At 70.7% G+C, this 16,097-nt stretch carries 15 protein-coding genes; 9 read left to right on the top strand and 6 right to left on the bottom strand.

Going from position 1 to position 16,097, the window contains the following annotated elements; translation table 11 throughout:
• Positions 1-49: 49 nt before the first annotated feature.
• Genes ACFQPD_RS02365 through ACFQPD_RS02345 form a run of 5 tightly spaced genes read right to left on the bottom strand, consistent with a single transcriptional unit; the run spans position 50 to position 4,471 of the window.
• Positions 50-1,504: a sensor histidine kinase gene (locus ACFQPD_RS02365; RefSeq protein WP_385898061.1), complete on the bottom strand. Its 1,455-nt coding sequence runs from the start codon at positions 1,502-1,504 to the stop codon at positions 50-52.
• Positions 1,501-2,226 (bottom strand): response regulator transcription factor, encoded by a 726-nt coding sequence (locus ACFQPD_RS02360; protein WP_068751680.1) that lies wholly within the window; start codon positions 2,224-2,226, stop codon positions 1,501-1,503. Before ACFQPD_RS02360 ends, ACFQPD_RS02365 begins: the two co-directional genes overlap by 4 nt.
• A 40-nt stretch (positions 2,227-2,266) precedes the next feature.
• Complete coding sequence (locus tag ACFQPD_RS02355; RefSeq protein WP_385898058.1) at positions 2,267-2,737, bottom strand: DoxX family protein; 471 nt, start codon at positions 2,735-2,737, stop codon at positions 2,267-2,269.
• Between the two features lies 1 nt (position 2,738).
• Complete coding sequence (locus ACFQPD_RS02350; protein WP_385898055.1) at positions 2,739-4,097, bottom strand: NAD(P)/FAD-dependent oxidoreductase; 1,359 nt, start codon at positions 4,095-4,097, stop codon at positions 2,739-2,741.
• Positions 4,094-4,471, bottom strand: a complete 378-nt coding sequence (locus tag ACFQPD_RS02345; protein WP_068751677.1) for a VOC family protein — start codon at positions 4,469-4,471, stop codon at positions 4,094-4,096. The genes ACFQPD_RS02350 and ACFQPD_RS02345 overlap by 4 nt, the downstream gene beginning before the upstream one ends.
• 95 nt (positions 4,472-4,566) lie before the next feature.
• Between ACFQPD_RS02345 and mptB the strand changes: the two genes are divergently transcribed.
• The 7 genes from mptB to ACFQPD_RS02310 all read left to right on the top strand — a co-directional run bounded on the left by mptB (position 4,567) and on the right by ACFQPD_RS02310 (position 12,407).
• The gene (mptB, locus tag ACFQPD_RS02340) at positions 4,567-6,033 is read left to right on the top strand and encodes a polyprenol phosphomannose-dependent alpha 1,6 mannosyltransferase MptB (protein ID WP_385898053.1); all 1,467 of its coding nucleotides are present in this window, start codon (positions 4,567-4,569) and stop codon (positions 6,031-6,033) included.
• 74 nt (positions 6,034-6,107) lie between these two features.
• A complete protein-coding gene (locus ACFQPD_RS02335) occupies positions 6,108-7,082 on the top strand; it encodes an ATP-binding cassette domain-containing protein (protein WP_385898050.1) in 975 nt (324 codons plus the stop codon).
• On the top strand, positions 7,082-7,957 hold the full coding sequence (locus ACFQPD_RS02330) for an ABC transporter permease subunit (RefSeq protein WP_385898047.1): 876 nt from the start codon (positions 7,082-7,084) through the stop codon (positions 7,955-7,957). The genes ACFQPD_RS02335 and ACFQPD_RS02330 overlap by 1 nt, the downstream gene beginning before the upstream one ends.
• A gap of 18 nt (positions 7,958-7,975) precedes the next feature.
• The gene (gene thrC, locus ACFQPD_RS02325; protein ID WP_385898045.1) at positions 7,976-9,388 is read left to right on the top strand and encodes a threonine synthase; all 1,413 of its coding nucleotides are present in this window, start codon (positions 7,976-7,978) and stop codon (positions 9,386-9,388) included.
• 52 nt (positions 9,389-9,440) lie between these two features.
• Complete coding sequence (locus ACFQPD_RS02320) at positions 9,441-10,205, top strand: N-formylglutamate amidohydrolase (protein ID WP_385898043.1); 765 nt, start codon at positions 9,441-9,443, stop codon at positions 10,203-10,205.
• On the top strand, positions 10,198-11,370 hold the full coding sequence (locus tag ACFQPD_RS02315) for a flavohemoglobin expression-modulating QEGLA motif protein (RefSeq protein ID WP_068751671.1): 1,173 nt from the start codon (positions 10,198-10,200) through the stop codon (positions 11,368-11,370). The genes ACFQPD_RS02320 and ACFQPD_RS02315 overlap by 8 nt, the downstream gene beginning before the upstream one ends.
• The gene (locus ACFQPD_RS02310) at positions 11,367-12,407 is read left to right on the top strand and encodes a glutathione synthetase (RefSeq protein WP_068751670.1); all 1,041 of its coding nucleotides are present in this window, start codon (positions 11,367-11,369) and stop codon (positions 12,405-12,407) included. The genes ACFQPD_RS02315 and ACFQPD_RS02310 overlap by 4 nt, the downstream gene beginning before the upstream one ends.
• 3 nt (positions 12,408-12,410) lie before the next feature.
• Here ACFQPD_RS02310 and ACFQPD_RS02305 read toward each other — a convergent pair whose 3' ends face one another.
• Entirely contained in the window at positions 12,411-13,427 is a 1,017-nt protein-coding gene (locus ACFQPD_RS02305) for a beta-propeller fold lactonase family protein (protein WP_068751669.1), read from the bottom strand.
• Between the two features lie 210 nt (positions 13,428-13,637).
• Here ACFQPD_RS02305 and dnaK point away from each other — a divergent pair, with 210 nt between their 5' ends.
• On the top strand, positions 13,638-15,488 hold the full coding sequence (gene dnaK, locus ACFQPD_RS02300; RefSeq protein WP_385898040.1) for a molecular chaperone DnaK: 1,851 nt from the start codon (positions 13,638-13,640) through the stop codon (positions 15,486-15,488).
• Complete coding sequence (locus ACFQPD_RS02295; RefSeq protein ID WP_228383449.1) at positions 15,485-16,084, top strand: nucleotide exchange factor GrpE; 600 nt, start codon at positions 15,485-15,487, stop codon at positions 16,082-16,084. The genes dnaK and ACFQPD_RS02295 overlap by 4 nt, the downstream gene beginning before the upstream one ends.
• Positions 16,085-16,097 lie beyond the last annotated feature (13 nt).

The raw sequence follows: 16,097 nt of genomic DNA, 5'->3' as shown, positions 1-16,097 counted from the left end.
GCGGTCCTTCCGGGCGTGCGGGCCCCGGCGGGCACCGTCGTAGCCGAGCTTACTGCGGGCCTCCCTCGTCGCGGTGGGCCAACGGCAGCACCACCGTGAACACCGTGTGCCCCGGCCGCGACTCCACCGACGCGGACCCGCCGAAGCTCTCGACGACGGCCCGCACGATCGCCAGGCCCAGGCCGGTCGACTGCGCGGCCGAGTGCGCCCGGGCGTCGTCGGCGCGGGCGAACCGCTCGAACACCCTCGGCAGCACCTCCGGCGCGATGCCGGGCCCGTCGTCCAGGACCCGGATGACCGCGACCCCGCCGCCCCGCTGCGCGGACGCCCCGCGCCGCTCCACCGTCGCGGTGACGCTCGTCCCCGGCGGGGTGTGGGTGCGGGCGTTGGCGAGCAGGTTGACCATCACCTGGTGCAGCTGATCCGCGTCGGCGAGGACCTCGACCGGGTCCTCGGGGACGTCGAGGAGCCACCGGTGGTCGCGGCTGGCGGCCTGGGCGTCGCTGACGGCGTTGAGGACCACCTCGACGGCGTCCACGGGCCGGGGCTCGACGCGCGCGTCCGCATCGAGCCGCGCGAGCAACAGCAGGTCGTTGACGAGCTTGGTCATGCGCTCGGACTCGGCGCTGATGCGCCCCAGCGCGTGCGCGGTGCCTTCCGGCGACCGCTGACCGAGCTCGGCGTAGCCGCGGATGGCGGCCAGCGGATTCCGCAGCTCGTGGGAGGCGTCGGCGACGAAACGGCGGAGCTTGGCCTCGGACAGCTCGCGGGCCTGGAGGGCTCCCTCGACGCGGCCGAGCATGTCGTTGAAGGCCGTCGACAGGCGGGTGACTTCGTTGTGCTGGGGGAGGGGGCCGGTTTCGACGCGGGGCACGGCCACCGAGCCGCGCTCGAGTTCCAGACGGCTCACCTCGTCGGCGGTGTCGGTGAGCGCGACGAGCGGCTTGGTGGCGCGGTCGAGGACCGCCCGCGTGACGAACGCGGTGGCCGCGACGGCGAACAGACCCAGCGCCCCCGCGAACGCCGTCAGCCACAGCAGGGTGCGGCGGATGTCCGCGACCGGCAGCCCGACGGCGACCGTGCCGAGCGAGGACTCGCGGGCCTCCACGCGGTAGGTGCCGAGCCCGGGGACGTCGACGGTGTATTTCCCGCCGTCGACCGGCACGGACGTCAGCGCCGACCAGGCCTCGATGGTCATCGACGCGTTCGTGGAGCCGTCGCCGACGACGCCGCCCACCGCCCGCCCGTCGATCAGGCGCACCGCGATCGCGGTCCCGACGCGCATCCCGGGGGTCTCCAACCCGGGCGGGCCGTCGTCGTGGATGCTGCTGCGGCTCTGACGCACCTGAGCGGCGTCGAGTTCGGCGTCGAGCTGGTTGTAGAGGATCGTGCGCAGCGCGACGAGCGTGGTGATCACGACCAGGATCGCCATCACCGCGACCGTCAGGACCAGCCGCGGCTGCAGCTGGGCGGCGAGCGAGCCGCGACGCTGCGCCCGGGTCACGACCCCGCCGGGCGCAGCACGTAGCCCGCGCCGCGCATCGTGTGGATCATGGGCTCGCGGTCGGCGTCGATCTTCTTGCGCAGGTAGGAGATGTACAGCTCGACGACGTTTGCCTGGCCGCCGAAGTCGTAGTTCCACACCCGGTCCAGGATCTGGGCCTTGCTGAGGACGCGCTTGGGGTTGCGCATGAGGAACCGCAGCAGCTCGAACTCGGTGGCGGTGAGTTTGATCGGGACCCCACCGCGGCTGACCTCGTGGGAGTCCTCGTCGAGGATGAGGTCCCCCACGACCAGTTGGGTGTCTGGCCGGACACTGGTCGCCCCACTGCGGCGCAGCAGCCCCCGCAGCCGGGCGATCACCTCCTCGAGCGAGAACGGTTTTGTGACGTAGTCGTCGCCGCCGGCGGTGAGCCCCGCGACGCGGTCGGTGACCCCGTCCTTGGCGGTGAGGAAGATCACCGGAACATCCGGCTGTTCGGTCCGGATGCGCCGCATGACCTCGAGCCCGTCGAAGTCCGGCAGCATCATGTCGAGGACCAGCGCGTCCGGCTTGGCGTCTCGGGCCACCCGCACGGCGTCGCCACCCGACGACGCCGTGAACACCTCCCAGCCCTCGTAGCGCATCGCCATGGCCAGCAGTTCGATGAGGCTGGGCTCGTCGTCGACGGTGAGGATCCGGATCGGCGTGCCGTCGGGGCGCGTCAGGGGTTCGGTCACTGGCATGCGCCTACTCTGGCACCCCGGACAGGGCCGACGCTATGCGTCAGCTGTGAGCGAGCTGTGCGTCGTGCGGGTCGGCGATCAGGCGGTCGTGGTCGTCGCGGGGGCGGACGAACAGATGGTCCAGACCGGTCCGGCCGGCGCCGAACACCAGGAACACCAGCCCCAGGGCCGCCTGGGTGGCGTTGTACTCCCAGCCGCCTTCGTGCTGGTAGAAGCCGGCGTCGGCGCGGGTCGTCAGGATGACGGCGACGTTCACCGCGACGATCCCGAGCCCCACCAGGGGGGTGGCCAACCCGAAGACCAGCAGGACGCCGCCGATGAGTTCGAAGGCGACGGCGGCGAGAGCGAGCACCTCGGGGTTCGGCATCCCGGCCGCCCGGAGGACCGCCTCCTGGGCGTCGAGTCCGGTGACCTGCCAGCGGTGCCAGCCGCGGGCCACGAGGGTCACGCCCGCGACGACGCGCGCTACGAGCAGTCCGAGATCGCGCAGGACGCGAAGAACGCCCCGCACGTCAGGATCCCGGGGTGAGTTCGTCGCGGCGGCCCTTGATGAGCCGACCCGAACTGCCACGGCCGAGGTGCTCGAGCGCGAGCCGACCGACCATCTGCTGGTTCGTGACGACCCGCTGGGAGCGGCCGTTGGTAATGAAGGTGATGGCCCAGCTGAGCAGCGTGGTGACCCGCTGCTTGAAGCCGGCGATGTAGAGCAGGTGCAGGAACAGCCACGCGACCCAGGCGATGAAGCCGCTGAGCTTGATCGACCCGATCTTCGCGACGGCCGCGAACTTGGAGATCGTCGCCATCGAGCCCTTGTCCTTGTACTTGAACGCGCCCGGATCCCCGGTGTGCTCGAGGCGGGAGCGGATCTTCGCGGCGGCGTGCCGCGCGCCCTGAATCGCGCCCTGCGCCACCCCCGGCACCCCCGGCACCGCCATCAGGTCGCCGACCACGAACACCTCAGGGTGACCGGGCAGGCTGAGGTCAGGCTCCACGACGACCCGGCCCGCGCGGTCGAGCTCGGCCCCCGACTGCTCGGCCAGCGTCCGGCCCAGCTCGTTGCCCTGCACGCCGGCCGCCCACACCTTCGCGAACGACTCGATGCGCTCCGTGGTCCCGTCCTTGTACCGGATGGTCAGCCCGTTGTCGTCGACGTCGGTGACCAGGGCACCCAGCTTCACCTCAACCCCGAGCCGCTCCAGCGTCTCCTGGGACTTGGCGCCGAGCTCGGGCCCGAACGGGGGCAGCACCTGGTCGGCGCCGTCGATGAGCAGCACCCGCGCGCTCGCCGGGTCGATGGTGCGGAACTCGTTGCGCAGCGTCGAGGTGGCCAGCTCGCGGATCTGGCCGGCCATCTCCACACCGGTGGGGCCGGCGCCCACGACGGTGAACGTCAGCATGCGGGTGCGCTCGTCCGGGTCTTGGGTGAACTCGGCGATCTCGAACGCGCTGAAGATCCGGGCCCGGAGCTCGAGGGCGTCGTCGATGGACTTCATGCCGGGGGCGAACGTGGCGAACTGGTCGTTGCCGAAGTAGGACTGCCCGGCTCCGGCGGCCACGATCAGCGAGTCGTAGGGCGTCTCGTTGTACTCGTTGTGGAACCGCCACTTCACGACGCGGTTGGTGAGGTCGATGTCCTCGACCAGCCCGAGGAGGACCTGCGCGTTGGCCTGCCGGCGCAGGATCTCCCGCGTGGCCGGCGCGATCTCGCCCTCGGACAGCACCCCGGTGGCCACCTGGTACAGGAGTGGCTGGAAGAGGTGATGCGTGGTCTTGGCGATCAGCGTCACCTCGACGTCGGTGCGGCGGAGCGCCTTGGCGGCGAACAGCCCCCCGAAGCCGGAGCCGATGATGACGACGCGGTGCCGGCTCATCGCGCGGCCTCATGCAGCTGGATGATGTTGCCGACGGTGTCGTCGAGGTTGATCGACGAGCCCGACGCGTCGGTGAAGCGTTCGCTCACGAAGCCGATGCCCTGCGCCGACAGCCGTTCGATGTCGGCATCCAGGTCGTCGGTGCCGACGACGAGGGCCGGGATGCGCTCGGCGTACAGGCCCGCCCGGTAGGCGGAGGCCACCGGATGGTCGCTCGGCTCCAGCAGCAGGCCGACGTCCTGCCCGCGGCCGGTGATGACGAACACGTGATGCTCCGGCATCGCGATCATGGTCTCGAAGCCGAGCACGTCGGTGTAGAAGCGGTGGGCCGCTCCCGGATCCGTGACGTGGAGGCTGCACATGGCGAGTCGCATTGACCCAGGGTAACCGCCCCCGCAGGGGCGGGGGAGGGGTCGCGGCGCTCCGGCCGGTAGGCTGGTGCGGCTTGGAGTCGGGGAGGAGGCGCCGCGTGGACCGATGGATCGGCTGGCTGCGGCCCGCCCCCGACGGTCATCCTCGGGCGCCGTGGTGGTGGATCGTCGCCGGTCTGGTTGCCATCCTGTCGCTGGTCGGCACCCAGTTCGTCGACGCTCCGGGGCTCCTGGAGCGCGGCGACTCCTGGTGGCGGGCCGCGGTCTCGCTGCCGGCGCTGGCGGTCCTGCTGCTGGCCTGGTGGCAGATCGGCCCGCGTTTCCGGCGCCAGTGGATCCCCGCCGCCGTCTGGTCCGCCCCGATGCTGATGGCACTGCCGATGTACTCCCGGGACGCGTACGCCTACGCCGCCCAGGGGTGGATGGTGGCCCGCGGGGTCGACCCGTACACGACCGCCCTGGGCGACGCGGGGCAGCCGGGCCTGCTCGTCGGAGTGCACTGGTTCGAGACCACCGCGGTGTACCCGGCGTTGTCACTGGAGCTGTTCGGGGCCCTCGCGCAGCTGACGGGCAGCCATCCGTACTGGACCACCGTGGCGCTGCGCCTGCCGAACCTGCTGGCGCTGCTGCTGCTCGGCCTCGTGCTGCGGCGGCTGGCCCGGCGATTCGCCCTCGACGAGGGCTTGGTGATCTGGGCCGGCCTCACCAACCCGATCATGCTCATCCAGTGGGTGGGCGGCGTGCACAACGACGCGCTCATGGTGGCGCTGGGCGTGGCCGCGCTGCTCGCCGCCACCGACCTCGGCTGGCGGGGGTGGCGCGGGCTGCTCGTCGCGGGCGTGCTGCTGGGCCTGGCGATGGGCATCAAGCAGTCGGCCGCCCTCTACGGGCTGGGCGTCGTCGCCGTGGCCTGGGCGGTGCGGTTCCGGTCCTGGGGGGCGGCGCCCGCCGTCGCCGGGTCGGATGCCCACCCGGCCCGCGGGAGCGCTGCGGGATGGTGGCGACTGGCCCTGACGGCGGTCGTCCCCGGGGTGGTGGCCATCGCGGTGTTCGCGTTGACGTCGCTGCGGTTCGGCTTCGGGTGGCGGAGCCCGACCGCCGGCAACCCCGTCGGAGCCATGAGCAACGCGCCGCTGTCATGGGTAGCCGAGGGGCTGCGCTACCCCCTCACCGACGACGCCGCCAACTCGATCGTCACCGCCGTGTCGACACTGCTCATCCTCGCCGCGGTAGCCGTGGCCTGGGTCAAGCTGGGGCCCCGCGGCGACGACCCGCGCGACCCCTGGGCCTTCGCGATGGCCGTGCTGGCGGCGTTCTGTGTCCTGGGCCCGGCGCTGCAGCCCTGGTACCTCACCTGGCTGCTGCCGCTGTACGTCTTCTGGCGCACCGGGGCCCGCTGGCATCGGGCCTGGCTGGTGGTCGTGGTCGGCTTCACCCTGCTCCCCGCGCTCCAGACGATGATGCCGCCGCTCATCGCGATGCCGCTGGTGGCGGTCCCCCTGGGGCTGTTGTGGCGGTGGATGGCCCGCGCCGCGGTCAGCCCCCTGCCCGCAGCGGGCCGCTAGGACGACCGCGGGCCCATCCCGCAGGGACCACGGGCGGATCCGGGGCGGGCGCCGCACGGACTAGCGTCGGTGCCATGACTCACATCGCCTGGCCCGACGGGGCTTCCGACTGGGCCGTGGAGGCCACGGGGTTGGTGAAGCGTTACGGGGGGCGGCGGGTCCTGGCCGGGTTGGACCTGCGGGTGCCACGTGGTGGCGTCCACGGGCTCCTCGGCCCCAACGGCTCGGGCAAGACCACGTCGATCCGCATCCTCCTGGGGCTCGTCCGGGCCAACGCCGGCACGGTCCGGCTGCTGGGGCACGAGGTCCCGGCCGAGCTGCCGCGGGTCATCGGACGGGTCGGCGCCATCGTCGAGTCGCCCCGCTTCGCGCCGCGCATGACCGGACGGCACAACCTCGACGTCCTGGCCGACTCGATCGGCGTCCACCGTCGACGCGTGACGGAGGTGCTCCTCGAGGTCGGCCTGGGCACCGACGCCGACCGCGACTTCGGCACCTACTCGCTCGGGATGAAGCAGCGGCTGGCCATCGCGGCGACCCTGCTCAAGCGCCCCGAGCTGCTCATCTTCGACGAACCCACCAACGGGCTGGACCCCGTCGGCATCCGCGACATCCGTGCCACGATGCGCGACCTGGCTGACGCGGGGATCACCGTGCTGGTGTCGTCGCACATCCTGTCTGAGATCGAGCAGGTCGCCGACTCGGTGTCGATCATCGCGCAGGGCCGCGTCGTCGCGGCGGGCCCCATGGGCCAGTTCCTGGAGGGAGCGACGCCGCACGTCCGGGTCGGGATCGACCGGCCGGTGGCCGCGGCGGAGGTGCTGCGGCGCGCCGGGTGGCGCGTCGAACCGGCCGAGGGCGGGGTGCGGGTCCTCGCCCGGAGCGCGGCCGCGCCCTGCCCCGCCGACATCGCGCGCGAGCTCGGTCGGGCGGACCTCTGGCCCGACCACCTGTCCCTGGAGCGGGAGAGCCTCGAGCGCGTCTTCCTGGATCTCACCTCGGGCGCGGATCTCGTCGGCGCCCAGGGCCGCCGGCGGGAGGTGGCGTGATGGACCTGTTGCGCGCCGAACTCAACCGGCTCCGCTACCGGCGCCGGTTCCTCTGGGGGCTGCTCGCGGTGCTGCTGGTCAGCCTCGCGGCGCCGATGCTGTGGATGGACGCGGCCCGGCCGCTCTCGCAGCAGGAGCTGGCGGAGGCCCAGGCGACGTTCGACAGCATCCCCGTCGGGGACTGTCCGGAGTGCAGCGTGGCCGACTTCCTGCGGGACCCCTGGCCGTTCTCGGTCGTCGTCGAGTCGGGCATCCTGCCGTTCGTCGTGATGGTCGCGGTGATGACGCTCGGGATCACCGTGCTCTACGTCGGCTCCGACTTCCGGTCCGGCGCCGTGGCCACCCAGCTCACCTTCACCCCGCGCAGGACCGCGCTGGTGCTCACGCGCAGCGCGGTCTCGGGGCTCCTGGGCGGGTGCGTGATGGCCATCGCCACGGTGGTCAGCACCGTCGTGTCTGCCATCTGGTTCATCGCCCTCAACGGCTACGAGGCGTTCGACGCCACGCCAGCCCTTCTGGGACTCGTCCTGGCGGCTCTCTTCTACGGGCTCGTGCTCGGCAGTCTGGGCGGGCTGCTGACGGTGCTGGCGGGCGGGGCCAGCCTCGCGGCCACGCTCCTGCTCGGGGTGTTCGTCGTCGACGTGCTGACGCTGTCGCTGAGCGTCGAGGCCACTCTGCCGGGGTGGGTGTACCACCTCCTGCCGACCCAGCAGGCCTACGCGTTGCTCCACGGATCGGCCGAGTCCTACAACATGGCAGGCGAGATGTTCCTGACGATCGGCCGGGTGGAGGCGGTCGTCTACCACCTGCTGGTGGTCCTGCTGGTGGCGGCGGTCACGCTCCCGCTGTTCGAGCGGCGCGACATCAAGAACTAGCTCGGTAGCATGGCGCGCATGCGCTACATCTCCACCCGTGACACCTCGGGCCGGCCCGGCAAGCGGTTCAGCGACATCCTGCTCGAGGGCCTGGCCGCCGACGGCGGGCTGTACCTGCCGGAGGCCTACCCGACGGTGACCCCCGAGACCCTGGAGGCGTGGCGGGAACTCCTCGCCCGCGACGGATACGCGGGGTTGGCCTTCGAGATCGTGCGCCTCTTCGTCGATGACATCCCGGCCGACGACCTCCGCGGCATCGTCGAACGGGCCTACGCCCCGGAGAAGTTCCTCGATCCGGCCGTCGTGCCGGTCACTCGCCTCAGCGACGGGCTGTGGCTGGCGCACCTCAGCAACGGGCCGTCCGCGGCCTTCAAGGACATGGCGATGCAGCTGCTGGGGGAGCTGTTCGCCTACGAACTGGCCCGGCGGGGCGAGACCATCACCATCGTGGGGGCCACGTCCGGTGACACCGGCTCCTCGGCGGAGTACGCGCTGCTCGGTAAGCCGGGCGTGCGGGTGTTCATGCTGTCGCCGCGGGGGCGCATGACCCCCTTCCAACAGGCGCAGATGTTCTCGATCGACGACCCCGGCATCGTCAACATCGCCGTCGAGGGCGTGTTCGACGACTGCCAGGACCTGGTCAAGGAACTCAACGCCGACGCCGACTTCAAGGCCCGGCACCGCCTCGGCGCCGTGAACTCGATCAACTGGGCCCGGCTCATGGCCCAGGTCGTGTACTACTTCGCCGCCTGGCTGCAGATCCCCGGGGACGCCCCCGTGAGCTTCGCGGTTCCGTCGGGCAACTTCGGCAACATCGCGGCCGGGCACATCGCCCGCCAGATGGGGCTGCCGATCCATCGCCTGATCCTGGCCACCAACGAGAACAACGTGCTCGAGGAGTTCTTCCGCACCGGGCGCTATCGCATCCGCGGGGCGTCCGAGACGCTGGCCACGTCGTCGCCATCCATGGACATCTCGAAGGCCTCGAACTTCGAGCGGTTCGTCTTCGATCTCCTGGGCCGCGACGCCGACCGCCTGCGGGCGCTGTTCGTCGACGACCTGGCCGACGGCGAGTTCGACCTCTCGGCGACACCCGAGTTCGCCGGCCAGCTCGAGCGGTTCGGGTTCGTGGCCGGGGCCTCCACGCACGCGGACCGGCTGGCGGAGATCCGCCGCGTCCTCGACGCCGACGGCGTGATGATCGACCCGCACACCGCCGACGCCGTGCACGTCGCGCGCGCCAGCGGGGTGCCGGCACCCATCGTCGTGCTCGAGACGGCGCTGCCAGTGAAGTTCGCCGCCACCATCGTCGAGGCGACCGGCCAGGTGCCGCCCCGCCCCGAGCGATTCGCCGGCATCGAGGATCTGCCTCGGCACGTGGTGGAGCTGCCGCGCGACGCCGGCGCGCTGCGCGCACTCATCGAGGGCTGAATCTTCACCCGGATCCGTGTCGTCCTCCCCGGAGCGGGGTAAGGATGGGGGCATGGAACCATTCGACTTCGTCGGGGACTGGTCCGGGCAACTCGTCGCCACGTCCATCCACGGGGGGCATGATCTGCGGCCGGAGGTCGCAGACCTGATGGTGCTGCCCGAGGACGACCGGTTCCGCGAGGAGGACCCCTACACCGACCGCATCGCGGCGCTGGCGCCCGCCAGGGTGCGGGTGCACCGCTCGCGCTTCGAGACCGATCTGAACCGCGTCCGGGAGAAGGCGGTGTACCGCCGGCCCGAGGACGCGTGGGGCCTGCACATGTGGTCGGTCGATCCGCTCCCGGACGACGTCGTCGCTCGCTCACTCGAGGTCTACGACGGCTTCTTCGCGGCGCTGGGGGAGCGCCTCGACGCCGTGGCGGCCCGTGGCCCGTTCGTCCTCTACGACGTGCACTCCTACAACCACCGCCGCCACGGTGAGGAGGCCGACGCCGAGCCGTGGGTCGAGAACCCGGAGATCAACCTGGGTACCGGCTCGGTGGATCTCGACCGCTTCCAGGGGGTGGTCGACGCCTTCCGCGGCTCGATGCTCGGCCAGGGCTTCGACATCCGCGAGAACGTGAAGTTCAAGGGACAGAACCTTGCCTGGTGGGTCCACGACCGCTACGCAGGCGTCGGCTGCGTGCTCGCGATCGAGTTCAAGAAGACCTTCATGGACGAGTGGACGGGCGTCCCCGACGACGACCGCATCACCTTCCTGTCGCGGGCGCTCGCCGCCACGATGGACCCGGTCCTGGAGGCGCTGCCCCGTGACTGACAACCCAGTGGCGGTCATCGACCGCGCCATCGATCATCAGCTGTCCCAGCTCGGGCAGAGCTTCCGGTTCGTCCTCGACGTGACGCCGGTCGACGCCGACGACGTCAAGGACGCCTTCCTGGCCGGCGACGTCGACGAGCCCACCTTCACCTACCGCGAACTCGAAACCGATCCGGAGGTGCTCCAAACGGTGCTCGAGCGCATCGACGTCGGTGCGGTGCGGGACGGCACCGTCGCGTCCCTGCTTGAGGGCAAGAAGCGCGAGCTCGGGCTGCAGCTGGCCATGCTCCGTGCGCGGGACTCCGCCGACTTCCGAACGCTCAGCGTGGAGCTCTACGGAGGCGTGCACCCCGACCTCCTCACCGCGGCCGACGCCATCCTGGCCCGGGTCGAGCCGCAGTCCTGGGGCGGGGACCGGCTGACAGCCGAGGAGTTCCTCGACCTGGCTCGCGAGGAGATCGACTACTACCGCTCGCTCGAGCCCGACGTCGACATCCACGCCGAGATCCGGCCGGACTCCACCGGGGTCATGGTCTCCGGCAACCTGCTGCTCATCGGACCGGAGGCGTCGGTGGCCTGCGACCGTGCCACGGCCCTGATCCAGCACGAGGTGGGGACCCACCTGGTCACCCAGGTCAACGGCTCGCACCAGCCCCTCCAGGTGCTCGGCACGGGGCTGGCGGGCTACGACGAGACGCAGGAGGGGCTCGCCGTCCTGGCCGAGATCGCCAGCGGGGAGCTGACCGCGACCCGGCTGCGGCAGCTGGCCGGCCGGGTCGTCAGCGTGCACCGCATGCTCGGTGGGGCCGGGTTCCGCGAGTGCTGGTCCGCCCTCGTCGACGAGGGCTTCCACCCGGGCGGCGCCTACACGACCGTCATGCGCGTTTTCCGCTCCGGTGGCCTGACCAAGGATGCGATCTATCTCCGCGGCCTGCTCGACCTCCTGGCGCACCTGCGCCGCGGCGGGACACTCGATGCGCTGTTCCTCGGGAAGTTCTCCCTCGTCGACCTCCCGCTGGCCGACGACCTCGAGGCCCGCGGGGTCCTGCACCCCCCTGTGCTCATCCCGCGCTGGTTCGACGACCCGACCGGTCGGGAGCGGCTCGACGTCGCGGCCCGGACCACCGACCCCACCGCACTCATCCAGAAAGGTGCTGCAGCATGAGAATCGGATTCGTCGTCAACGACGTCCTCACCGAGAAGGCCACGTACACCACGACCCGGCTCGCCATGCAGGCCACGACCATGGGCCACGAGGCGTGGCTCATCGGCATGGGCAACTTCGCCTACGAGCCGGACGGTTCGCTCAGCGCCCGGGCACGGGGAGTGACGGGCAAAAACTACCGGTCGCTCGAGCGCTATCTCGACGACGTGCAGAAGCCTGAGGTGGAGGAGCGGGTCACGCTGTCGGAGATGGACGTCGTGATGCTGCGCAGCGACCCCGCCGACGACGCGCACGAGGCGGCGTGGGCGAACAACGCCGGCGTCGCGTTCGGACAGCTCATCGCCTCGACCGGCGTCCTGGTGGTCAACGACCCGGGCAGCCTGGCCAACGCGCTGTCCAAGGCGTACTTCCAGCACTTCCCCGAGGTGGTGCGACCCCGCACCCTCATCTCGCGCGACCGCGAGCAGATCGCCTCCTTCGTCAGCGACCTCGGGGGGCGGGCTGTCCTCAAGCCGCTGCAGGGCTCAGGGGGCAGCGGGGTCTTCCTCGTCAACACCGACGAGTCGCCGAACCTCAACCAGATCATCGAGGCCATCGCGCGTGACGGCTACGTCGTGACGCAGGAGTATCTGGAGGAGGCGAAGAACGGCGACGTGCGGATGTTCGTCATGAACGGCAAGCCGCTCGTCGTCAACGGCAAGTACGCGGCCTTCCGGCGCAAATCGAGCGGGTCGGACATCCGGTCCAACATGTCCGCGGGCGGTGAGGCATTCGCGGTCAAGGTGACCGACGAGATGCTGGCCATGGTCGACGTCGTGCGGCCCAAGCTCGTCGCCGACGGCATGTTCCTCGTCGGGCTCGACATCGTGGGCGACAAGCTCATGGAGGTCAACGTGTTCAGCCCCGGTGGGCTGGGCAGCTGTCAGTCGCTGTACGAGGAGAACTTCTCGGTCGCGATCATCGAGGATCTGGAGCGCAAGCTCGACATCCGCCGCCACAACCCCGGCATCGGCAACGTCGACCTCGCGACCCTCTGACCGTCAGAGGATCTCGATCCAGTTGGCCCCGAGGCCGACGGCGTGCCGCGCGATTTCCGTCAGCGCCCCGTCGGCATCCGGCCGGTACAGGGCAACGACCCGATCGATCTCCGACGCCACCAGCAGGGTGTCGTCGGGAAGGACGACGAAGTGTCGCGGTTGCGCGACCACGTCTGAGTGCGCCGTGGCCCGGCCCAGGGCGCCGTCGGCGCCGACCTCCACGGCGGTGATCGTGCCGCGCGTGCGCTCGGCGCTGTAGAGACGCCGGCCGTCGGTGCTGAGGCGCAGGTCTGAGCCCCAGATCAGGTCCTCGGCGCGGGGGTCGGCGCCGAAGCGGCTGTGCGACAGCCCTCGGTCGATCGGGATGTTGGTGACCCGCTCGGCCACGTCCAGCGTCCCCGTCTCGGGATCCCGCCGGTAGCGCAGGGCCTCGCCGGAGTACTCCGTGTTCACGTACAGCGAGGTGGCGGCGGCGTCGAGGATGAGATGCCGCGGGCCCGATCCCTCCGGCGCCGGGGCGGTGGGCGGGTCGAGCGGCGTGAGCGCGCCGTCGGGACCGACGGCGAACTGCGCCACCAGGTCCTCGCGCAGGGAGACGAAGTAGGCGAAGCGGTCGTCGGGGCTGAGGATGACGCTGTGCATGTTCTGCCGGCGGATGGGCTCCCCGACGGGAGTGAGCGCGCCCTCCGCCGAGACCTGCCACACCTCTCCGACGTGGTCGTGATAGGACGCGCTGAACAGCAGCCCGCCGTCGCTCGACAGCGTGAGGTACACCGGGGCCCCATGCGCGGGGTACGACGCGATGGGCTCCAACGAGCCGTCGTCGGCCAGCCGCAGGACGCTGACCCCCGTCGGGTCGCTCGTGCCGGCGAACACCAACCGGCGGTCGCGGTCGACCGCCAGGGGGAGCCCGGGGGCGACGGCGGTGGTGGCGACAGCGGCGAGGCTCCCGTCGGCGACGCGCAGCGTCGTGATGGTGCCGTCCTTGGCGTTCGCGATGAGGGCGAGGAGGGGTTCCATGCCCGTCAGCCTAGCCGGGACGGCCTCCCTGGAGCCTTGGCCGGCGACCCTGAGGGAGTCGCCCCGGGCGAGCTGAGTGGGCGCACAAAGGTTGAGCCGGGTCGACTCAACCCGGCTTGAGCGGGACGCCGGCTTGTGGTTAACTTGAGTCAGCTCGGCTCAAGAACCATCGAACTTGAAGACTTGAACCCACCTACACAGGAGGAACCCATGGCTCGTGCAGTAGGCATCGACCTCGGCACCACCAACTCTGTCGTCGCCGTCCTCGAGGGCGGCGAGCCCACCGTTATCCCCAACGCAGAAGGCTCGCGCACGACCCCGTCGGTCGTCGCGTTCTCGAACTCCGGCGAGGTCCTCGTCGGTGAGGTCGCCAAGCGTCAGGCGGTCACCAACGTCGACCGAACCATCCGCTCCGTCAAGCGCCACATGGGCACGGACTGGAAGACCACCATCGACGGCAAGGACTACCGCCCCCAGCAGATCAGCGCCTTCGTGCTGCAGAAGCTGAAGCGCGACGCCGAGGCGTACCTCGGTGAGTCCGTCACCAACGCGGTCATCACCGTCCCGGCGTACTTCTCCGACGCCGAGCGTCAGGCCACCAAGGAGGCCGGCGAGATCGCGGGCCTGGTCGTGGACCGCATCATCAACGAGCCCACCGCCGCGGCGCTGGCCTACGGCCTCGACAAGGGCGACCAGGAGCACACCGTGCTCGTGTTCGACCTCGGTGGCGGCACGTTCGACGTCTCGCTGCTCGAGATCGACGGCGGCGTGTTCGAGGTCAAGGCCACCAAGGGCGACAACCGCCTCGGTGGCGACGACTGGGACTCGGTCGTGGTCGACTGGCTCGTCACGCAGTTCAAGAACAAGAACGGCGTCGACCTGTCGAAGGACAAGATGGCCCGCCAGCGCCTGCAGGAAGCCGCGGAGCGCGCGAAGATCGAACTGAGCTCCGCCTCGGAGACCTCGATCAACCTGCCCTACATCACCGCGTCTTCCGAGGGCCCGTTGCACCTCGACGAGAAGCTCACCCGCTCGGAGTTCCAGCGGATGACGCAGCACCTGCTCGACCGGTGCCGTGCGCCGTTCAACGCGGTCATCAACGACGCCAAGACGTCGATCGACAAGATCGACACCGTCCTGCTGGTCGGCGGCTCGACCCGCATGCCGGCCGTCGTCGACCTGGTCAAGGAGCTGACCGGCGGCAAGGAGCCCAACAAGGGCGTCAACCCGGATGAGGTCGTCGCGCTCGGCGCGTCGCTGCAGGCCGGCGTCCTGAAGGGCGAGGTGAAGGACGTGCTGCTGCTCGACGTCACCCCGCTGAGCCTCGGCATCGAGACCAAGGGCGGCGTCATGACCAAGATCATCGAGCGCAACACCACGATCCCGATCAAGCGCTCGGAGGTCTTCACGACCGCTGAGGACAACCAGCCTGCCGTGATGATCCAGGTCTACCAGGGCGAGCGCGAGTTCGCCCGCGACAACAAGTCGCTGGGCAACTTCGAGCTGACCGGCATCCTGCCGGCCCCCCGCTCGGTGCCCCAGATCGAGGTCACGTTCGACATCGACGCCAACGGTATCGTCCACGTGTCCGCCAAGGACCTCGCCACCGGCAAGGAGCAGTCGATGACTGTCACCGGCGGCTCGGCGCTGTCCAAGGAAGACATCGACCGCATGGTGCGCGACGCCGAGTCGCACGCCGAGGAGGACCGCAAGCGCCGCGAGGCCGTCGAGATGCGCAACGAGGGTGACGCCCTGGTGTTCCGCACCGAGAAGCTGCTGGCCGAGCACGCCGACACCATCGGCGAGGACGTCAAGGCGCCCGTCGTCGAGGCCACCGACGCGCTCAAGGAGGCCCTGAAGGGCGAGGACAACGACGCGGTCAAGGCCGCGATCGACGACCTCAACACGAAGGCCGCCTCCATGGGCCAGGCCATCTACGCTGCTGCCCAGGCGAAGGCCCAGGAGTCGGAGACCTCCGACGCGGGCACGGAGTCGGGCCAGCAGGGCGACGGCGACGTGGTTGAGGCCGAGATCGTCGACGAGGAGAAGGACGACAAGTGACCGATTCGCAGTTCGGTCCGAACGGCGAGGCTCAGGGTGGGGGTGCCGACTCGGCACCCTCGCCCGAGGCCGTTCAGGACATGGAAGCAGCCGACGCGCGGGCCGAGGAAGCCGAAGCCCTCGTCGACGAGCACGAGGGGGGCGTCCACCAGGACCCGCGTGACGCGCGCCTCGCCGAGCTGGAGTCCCTCGTGGCCGAGCGGACGCTCGACCTCCAGCGGGTCCACGCCGAGTACGTCAACTACAAGAAGCGCGTCGACCGGGACCGGGACCTGGCGCGCCAGGCCGGTATCGAGGTCGTCGTCGGGGATCTCATGCCCGTGCTCGACCACATCGAGCTGGCCAAGCAGCACGAGACCCTCGAGGGCGGTTTCAAGATGATCGCCGACGAGCTGCAGAAGGTGGCGGCCAAGCATGGCCTGGTCGCGTTCGGTGACGTGGGGGAGGAGTTCGACCCCACCCGCCACGAGGCGCTGATGTCCGCGCCGCTCGACCAGCCCGTCGAGGTCGTCACCGTCTCCCAGGTCATGCAGCAGGGCTATTCGCTGCACGGCCGCGTGATCCGCCCGGCGCGGGTCGCCGTCGCCCACCCCTGATCGACCCACGCCG

Source organism: Tessaracoccus sp. O5.2, from assembly GCF_964266725.1.
GTDB lineage: Bacteria > Actinomycetota > Actinomycetes > Propionibacteriales > Propionibacteriaceae > Arachnia > Arachnia lapidicapta.
The sequence above is the reverse complement of the archived record's forward strand: the minus strand, read 5'-3'. Positions and strand labels throughout refer to the sequence as shown.

What these genes read in the sequence shown, in the direction of transcription:
- ACFQPD_RS02360 (WP_068751680.1), bottom strand. Translation starts at nt 2,226, where the DNA reads ATGCCAGTGACCGAACCCCTGACGCGCCCCGACGGCACGCCGATCCGG.
- ACFQPD_RS02350 (WP_385898055.1), bottom strand. Translation starts at nt 4,097, where the DNA reads ATGAGCCGGCACCGCGTCGTCATCATCGGCTCCGGCTTCGGGGGGCTG.
- ACFQPD_RS02345 (WP_068751677.1), bottom strand. Translation starts at nt 4,471, where the DNA reads ATGCGACTCGCCATGTGCAGCCTCCACGTCACGGATCCGGGAGCGGCC.
- ACFQPD_RS02335 (WP_385898050.1), top strand. Translation starts at nt 6,108, where the DNA reads ATGACTCACATCGCCTGGCCCGACGGGGCTTCCGACTGGGCCGTGGAG.
- ACFQPD_RS02330 (WP_385898047.1), top strand. Translation starts at nt 7,082, where the DNA reads ATGGACCTGTTGCGCGCCGAACTCAACCGGCTCCGCTACCGGCGCCGG.
- thrC (WP_385898045.1), top strand. Translation starts at nt 7,976, where the DNA reads ATGCGCTACATCTCCACCCGTGACACCTCGGGCCGGCCCGGCAAGCGG.
- ACFQPD_RS02320 (WP_385898043.1), top strand. Translation starts at nt 9,441, where the DNA reads ATGGAACCATTCGACTTCGTCGGGGACTGGTCCGGGCAACTCGTCGCC.
- ACFQPD_RS02310 (WP_068751670.1), top strand. Translation starts at nt 11,367, where the DNA reads ATGAGAATCGGATTCGTCGTCAACGACGTCCTCACCGAGAAGGCCACG.
- ACFQPD_RS02305 (WP_068751669.1), bottom strand. Translation starts at nt 13,427, where the DNA reads ATGGAACCCCTCCTCGCCCTCATCGCGAACGCCAAGGACGGCACCATC.
- dnaK (WP_385898040.1), top strand. Translation starts at nt 13,638, where the DNA reads ATGGCTCGTGCAGTAGGCATCGACCTCGGCACCACCAACTCTGTCGTC.